The 6,000-nt window shown below is 60.8% G+C and carries 6 protein-coding genes; 3 read left to right on the plus strand and 3 right to left on the minus strand.

What is annotated here, in order from left to right; all coding sequences use genetic code 11:
- Positions 1 to 11: 11 nt before the first annotated feature.
- Positions 12 to 995, plus strand: a complete 984-nt coding sequence (locus FHS75_RS15210) for a ParB/RepB/Spo0J family partition protein (RefSeq protein ID WP_179408519.1) — start codon at positions 12 to 14, stop codon at positions 993 to 995.
- Here the strand turns inward: FHS75_RS15210 and FHS75_RS15215 are convergent.
- Complete coding sequence (locus tag FHS75_RS15215) at positions 992 to 1,939, minus strand: hypothetical protein (protein WP_063612554.1); 948 nt, start codon at positions 1,937 to 1,939, stop codon at positions 992 to 994. The two genes, FHS75_RS15210 and FHS75_RS15215, sit on opposite strands and share 4 nt — an antisense overlap.
- Positions 1,940 to 2,125: 186 nt before the next feature.
- Here FHS75_RS15215 and FHS75_RS15220 point away from each other — a divergent pair, with 186 nt between their 5' ends.
- Positions 2,126 to 3,283, plus strand: coding sequence for a tyrosine-type recombinase/integrase (locus tag FHS75_RS15220; protein WP_179408520.1), 1,158 nt, complete (start codon positions 2,126 to 2,128; stop codon positions 3,281 to 3,283).
- Positions 3,284 to 3,529: 246 nt separating this feature from the next.
- Here the strand turns inward: FHS75_RS15220 and FHS75_RS15225 are convergent, their stop codons facing one another.
- Together FHS75_RS15225 and FHS75_RS15230 are read right to left on the minus strand one after the other, a co-directional pair.
- The gene (locus FHS75_RS15225; RefSeq protein WP_229735661.1) at positions 3,530 to 4,603 is read right to left on the minus strand and encodes a nucleotidyl transferase AbiEii/AbiGii toxin family protein; all 1,074 of its coding nucleotides are present in this window, start codon (positions 4,601 to 4,603) and stop codon (positions 3,530 to 3,532) included.
- Positions 4,593 to 5,201 carry a DUF6088 family protein gene (locus FHS75_RS15230; RefSeq protein WP_179408521.1) on the minus strand — a complete coding sequence of 203 codons (609 nt, stop codon included), beginning with the start codon at positions 5,199 to 5,201 and terminating at the stop codon, positions 4,593 to 4,595. The genes FHS75_RS15225 and FHS75_RS15230 overlap by 11 nt, the downstream gene beginning before the upstream one ends.
- A 61-nt stretch (positions 5,202 to 5,262) precedes the next feature.
- On the opposite strand from FHS75_RS15230, the gene FHS75_RS15235 reads away from it, so the two are divergent.
- Complete coding sequence (locus tag FHS75_RS15235; RefSeq protein ID WP_179408522.1) at positions 5,263 to 5,940, plus strand: hypothetical protein; 678 nt, start codon at positions 5,263 to 5,265, stop codon at positions 5,938 to 5,940.
- Positions 5,941 to 6,000: the final 60 nt, after the last annotated feature.

Genomic DNA, 6,000 nt, shown 5'->3' on the forward strand with positions numbered 1-6,000 from the left:
GAGATTGAGTCTTGGCCAAGGGTAATAAGGGCTTCGGTTCGCTGCTTACCGAATCGATCGATGATGACATCGAGGAGGGGGAGGAGGCGCCGGCAAGGAGCATAATGGCCAGTCGCAGCGAGGCGCTCAATCGCCTGGCATCGGGTAAGGTTGTAACGGATCGCACGGAGTTCGTGGATCCAGCCCGCTGCCGGCCATGGCGTCTCCACAATCGCGATCTCGATCATCTATCGGAGGAGAGTTGCCGCGATCTCATCGACGCCTTCCTTTCGGCGAAAAAGCAGCGCATCCCGGCAATCGTCAGGCGACTGCGCGACGACCCAGAGCATGATTACGAGATCATTGCCGGCGTCAGGCGCTGGTGGACGGTGCAGTGGCTGCGCGAGCACAACCATCCAGAGTTCGATTATCTGGTGACCGTCCAGCAACTTACCGACGAGGAGGCGTTCCGGGTATCGGATGTCGAGAATCGGTCGCGCAAGGACATCACCGACTGGGAGCGCGCTCATGAGTACGAAGCGGCGCTGTCCGAATTCTACGAGGGCTCGCTTACCCAGATGGCCGAGCACCTCAACATATCGAAGTCCTGGCTCAGCCGGATGCTCAACGTCGCGCGGCTACCCGAGGAACTCATCGTAGCTTTTGCCGATCGTCACGACATCACCGTGCGCATCGCGCGAGACCTTAAGCCGCTTGCCAACGAAATGCGCTCGCTTTCGGCGATGCGCAAGGAGACGGAGGCGATCCTTGCTGAACGCAGCTCGGGGAGCGAACCGCTTTCCGGGCCTGAGACGGCTAAACGCCTGATCAGGGCGACCACCGCGCCTGGCAAGCCGAGGACGAAGGTCCAGACCGAAACCGTGCCGACCAAATCCGGTGTTCCGATGCTCTCGGTGACCAGGCCGACCAATGGGGCAGGGCTCACCATCAAGATCCTCCCGAATTCAGGAGCTAATAAGACGACGATCATGGCGGCGATCGAAAAGCTTCTCTAAGTTTCGGTGTGCTTTCGCGAATGATCCGACAGCATCTGATCGATCTCCGCCATTTCTCTGTCAAACTCGGCAAGAACAGTGTCGAGGGCCGGTGACGAGCGCGACGGGGAGGGCGGACGCCCGCGCGGGGGTGCAACAATCCCCAAGGCAATCCCGACATCGGGAGTAACATAGAGACGCCAGCTCGTCCGACCGCTTGTTTCTACCAGCAGACCCTTTTCAGCCGCTCTTGAGAGGAGCTTCCCGGCTCCCGAGAGTGTGATGTCAAATCGGTCAACAAGTGTTCGCGCGGCCAGGAAGGGCGTCTCGAGTGCCAAGGTTCCTAACCGGGGAAGATGGCCCGGACGATGCTCGGCACCGACAGCAGCGCCGTAGCGCATACGATAGCCCTCGAGGCGGCCGAGACGCCGCAACCCTTCGTCGGCTAGTTCTCGCAAGGATTTGAGCAAACGCTTAAGCTGGGCTTCCCGCGTGCCGTGAAGAAAGCGAAGGCCCGGGTCGCCGGTCACCAGGCAAGGGAGTGGGTTCCTGGTCAAATTCATTCGCCGCAGCAACTTGGGAAACGCCAGCCAGGGAGCGGGCGTGTTATCCTGCCGCGACCAGGAATCGAGAACGGCGAGGGCGCGGGCGAGGGGAGGGGCGTCGCGCCAGCCATCGGGAATGTCGAAGGTAAAGGGTATGTCCTCGCGCCAATGACGGTCGTGACCGGCTGCCAGCTCTGCGGCCCAATCGGCGTAAGCGCCGAACGGATCGCCCGCGGTGACAACGGGGGGGCGGCCCGGGATCGAAACGCCGGTGAAATGTGAAATTACGTCGATTTCGTCGATTTCGTGCCGCTGCAGCCTCAGAGCTGTGGCGTAGCCGGTCCAGCTGGCTCGCAGCATCCACGCGGGGGCAACCGAACTGGCGGATATCCGGGCGTCAAGGCGACCGATCGATGCCATCGTTCGGCCGAACTCATCGACCAGATCGGGCGACCAGAGTATCGCACAAAGAGGACGAGCCGGACGTGACATGTATCAATAGTAGTTTAAAACGAGCGGTTCAGTCCACTGAGGAAGGCACGTAATGTTGATAATGCCTGCTTATCACCACTAGACAAGCTGTCAGGATTGGCACAAAACCACCAAATGGCCTCCAAAATCGCTCCGAACGGCGTTTCAGCGCTCGCGTCGAACGGGTTTGCCGATCGCGAGAGCGAGCCCGTGATCGCGACCGTCGCCGCGCTCGCCGACGCTAGTGCGGCAATCGATCCGGCCATGATCGACGCGGCGGCGCGCGCGTGGTCGGCCAATACCAAGCGCGCGTTTCTTTCCGATCTTGGCCTCTGGGGCGATTGGTGTCGCGCGAACAGGGTGAGGGCCTCCGACGCGGACGGGAAGCTGGTCGCGAAATGGGTGAGGGCGCTTGGCGGCCTGGAAACTGAGTGCCGGCTGCGTACCCCGATCAGGAAACGCGCGCCCGCGACGATCGCGCGCTATCTCGTCCATGTCGGCATGGCCTATAGGATGGCGGGGCTGACAGATCCGACCGCAGCACCGCTGGTGAAGCTCGAATTGAAGGCCATGCGCCGTGCGCGTGGCACACGCCAGCGCCAGGCGAAGGGAATCCGCTACAAGGGCGATATCGCCGATCTCGACGGACCGCCTACAGGCGTGTGCCTGGCGCATCTTCTGAAAGCCTGCCGGCGCGACTGGCTAGGCCTGCGCGATGCGGCGCTGCTGCGGGTCGCTTACGACACCGCCTGTCGGCGTTCCGAGCTGGTGGCGATCGAGATCGATCATATCGAGGCGGGCGAGGGCGGGGCAGGGGTGCTGTTCATCCCCTCGAGCAAGACCGATGCCGAAAGGGAGGGGGCCTATGCCTATCTGTCCCTGGCGACGATGCAAGCGATCCGCGCCTGGAAAAAGGCGACAGATATCCGCTCGGGACCGCTGCTACGTCGGGTCGAGGTGCATTTCGACGGGTCGGTCAGCCGGGTTGGCAATCGTCCGCTGCATCCCAACAGCATCACGCTGATATACCGTAGGATGGTGCGCGCGGCGCATGCGAGAGGACTGCTGGGCGAAATGAGCGAACAACGGCTAGAGCGTTGGGTGAGCGACATCTCGAGCCATTCGATCCGGGTCGGGGTGGCTCAAGACAATTTTGCGGCGGGGGAGGGGCTGCCCGCGATCATGCAAGCCTATCGCTGGCGCGATCCAGCAACGGTCATGCGCTACGGGGCGAGGCTCGCCGCACAAAGCGGGGCCAGCGCGCGCCTCGCAAAGCGGCTCTCATCGACATGAGTCGGGGCGACCGTTAACGCTCGGCAAGGTGATTTCGTCGCCGCTATTCGGGCTGCCATCAAACAAGAACGGTGTTGGCTTTGCCCCCCAATTTCGGACATTTACCCTTGGTCGAGCACCGCCTTAAATCGGACGTTGCTGTTCTATTGAAGGAACGGCCTTGCTTAGGGCGAGGGGGCGGTAAGCAAGCATGCCGGCGACCGACGGCTCTGGGTGGTAAAAGGAAATGCTTCGCTCCTTGTTGCTTCAGGCATCATCCCCAATAGCGCCTTGATCACGCAATTGCCCTTGCAATTCGGCAAGGCCCTCCAAGAGTTCGTCAAATTTCGGGCGAGCGCCAGCGAACATTACTTCCATCGCCGCATAGTCCTTGCGCAGCTCCGGCAGGTCCTCGTCACGCGGCAACAGAGTGAGGCCCGTAAGATTTGCCGTCTCGTAAGACGCCTTTTTGTCGGGAAACATCAGGCTTTTATTCCGGACCACCGATGCTAGAAGCGCTGGGTCGGCTGCTGCGCGCGCAGCAATGCCCGCTCGAGCCAGCATGAAGGTGTCGTAGTAATGGCGTGACATGGCCGGGCGCAGACGGCCGTTGTGCGCGAGCGCGTGCAGGATAGTGGCTTTCTCGAAGAAAGTACGCTCCACGGCGAGCGTCGGCACCTTCACTTGCGCAGAGGGCATTAAATCCGGAAATTCCTCCGCGATGTAGGGCGACAGCGGTAAGATCTCGCTCGGCTCCGGATCGCCTCTCGCGCCAAATTCGAGTTTGATGCGGGGCTTGATGTAGTCCGCATCGGCACGCCCACCGTAGTCGTTTCCGTAGCTGAGGCCATAGCCACTCGTTGGCGGGTAAATGAAAAGCAGGGTTTGTCGGTCGTTGTCATCCGGATCGGGTACAAGCTTCCAGCCTTCCCCGCCTTGGAGCACCTCCTCGATCGCCTGTCGGAGCCGAGGCGCCACAGCTTCGTGCACGAACCTTTGTGCATTTGACTTGAGCGTCTCCGTGCGTCGACCACGCTCCTTGTTGCTGATCTCATCGTCAAGCGGCGACGCGCCATCACGAACGTAAGGCGCATCGCGCGCGATGGTCAGGTCGATGTCTTCGGAAAACCGCTCGATGATACTGTAGGACTTGGAAAGCGACGTCCCGCCTTTGAACGTCAGATATGGCGCTAGCTCAGCATCATCCATGAGCCGGCGCAGCGTCCAGCAGACCCAGAAATCCTTTTCGATGACCGTTTCGCTCATGTTGCGCCGGGCTGCACACTCCTCGATGATCTCGCGCCGCTCGCCGGTTTCGAGGCAAGCGAAGTCATCCATCATGCGCCTCGGCGATCTTTATCACAGCATCGCTCATCCACCCGGACATCTGGGGTCGCGCATTGACCATCTGGTCGACATCCTTGTCCGCGAGCGAGCCGGCGATCCGCTGGATGACAATTCTGTCGACACCGCCCTTCCCGACGTGAGAAAGCGCCTGGATCGCCGTATTGGCCGGACCCGACCCGTCCTTGATGAGCGGCGCGCGCGAGCGCTTGAGCATGATGGTTCTCCCACCAACATCATGGCTTCCAGACTTTCCATCGGTCGAAAATACGGTTTTCATCGGGACTTGGGTCGATAGCCCAAGCCTGTTAGCGGCCGTTGCACCGGAAGGACCGATCTTCACGCCATTCTTGCGCGCGATCGCCTTGGCAAGATCTCTTGCCGAAGGGCTCAATAGTCCAAGCCTGCGATGCCGCTTCGGATAATCGTAAAGGCCGCGAGAAAGGCGCCGGACCTGGCCGGCATCGACGAGCCGCTGAAGCGCGACATCGACCGCGCCCCGCGAACCTAGGTCCGCGACGTCGGACGGCGTGAAGACCCAGCCACGCCGCTTTGCGCGAACGCGCCGCATGATACGATTTTTCACGCTGTCCATCCTGCAAAGCTCCTTTCGTTTTGTTAGATAATAGCATATATATTTCAAACAAGGAAACAGGATGCGTATCGATCGGTATCTGGAGCTGAAACAGTTTATCGGCGAGGTCGCAAAGATGCGCATCCTCCACCACCGTCCAACTCCGGACACGATGGAGTATCTCGAGCGCGAACGCATTCTCATACCGCGCCTGCGACTGAGATATCCCGATGAGATCGAGCGGCGCTGGTTCAACGATGAACGATATGGCTGGGAGCCTGTTGGCACGCGTGAGCCCGACGGCGAGCGCTGGCATGCAGCCTGCGCTCTCGAAGAAGCTAGGCAGAACGCCAATCTTCGTCGCCAGCGGGCCGATCCGCTCGACCATCCCCATCCCCTGGACCATCCCAATCGGGAATGGCGGCAATTCGTTCAATACCCCAAGCGGCGAAAGTTTGTGACGTGGAACCACTTCAAGGTTCGCGTTGGCGAACAGAATGGAGACGTGCGCTTCAAGGCGGACACGGTCGTTACCTATTATTCGTCATGGCAGCTGCTGCTATTTCTAGAATGCCACCGGATGGGCGTGCATTTCACCGGCAACACGGATGGTTGGAACTGGATCGAGGCGGAGGTCCCGGAGCACTGGCGCGCTTCCACCAGTTTCGAACCGATCCGAGCCTTGCGCAAATTTGCCGAGTTCGAACGGCAATTGGACGCAGTCGGTAACCGTGGCGTGCAGGCCGCCTTGTCGAGGTAGGCGGCGCCAGCCACTGAGTGGTGATGGCTGAGGATACGCAAGAGCAGGGAGCGAGTAGTC

Origin of the sequence: Novosphingobium marinum, assembly GCF_013408095.1 — a bacterium.
GTDB classification, from domain to species: domain Bacteria; phylum Pseudomonadota; class Alphaproteobacteria; order Sphingomonadales; family Sphingomonadaceae; genus Novosphingobium; species Novosphingobium marinum.

Excerpts from the sequence above, each read along its gene's own strand:
- FHS75_RS15215 (WP_063612554.1), bottom strand. The coding sequence starts at position 1,939 with ATGGCATCGATCGGTCGCCTTGACGCCCGGATATCCGCCAGTTCGGTT.
- FHS75_RS15220 (WP_179408520.1), top strand. The coding sequence starts at position 2,126 with ATGGCCTCCAAAATCGCTCCGAACGGCGTTTCAGCGCTCGCGTCGAAC.
- FHS75_RS15225 (WP_229735661.1), bottom strand. The coding sequence starts at position 4,603 with ATGATGGATGACTTCGCTTGCCTCGAAACCGGCGAGCGGCGCGAGATC.
- FHS75_RS15230 (WP_179408521.1), bottom strand. The coding sequence starts at position 5,201 with ATGGACAGCGTGAAAAATCGTATCATGCGGCGCGTTCGCGCAAAGCGG.
- FHS75_RS15235 (WP_179408522.1), top strand. The coding sequence starts at position 5,263 with ATGCGTATCGATCGGTATCTGGAGCTGAAACAGTTTATCGGCGAGGTC.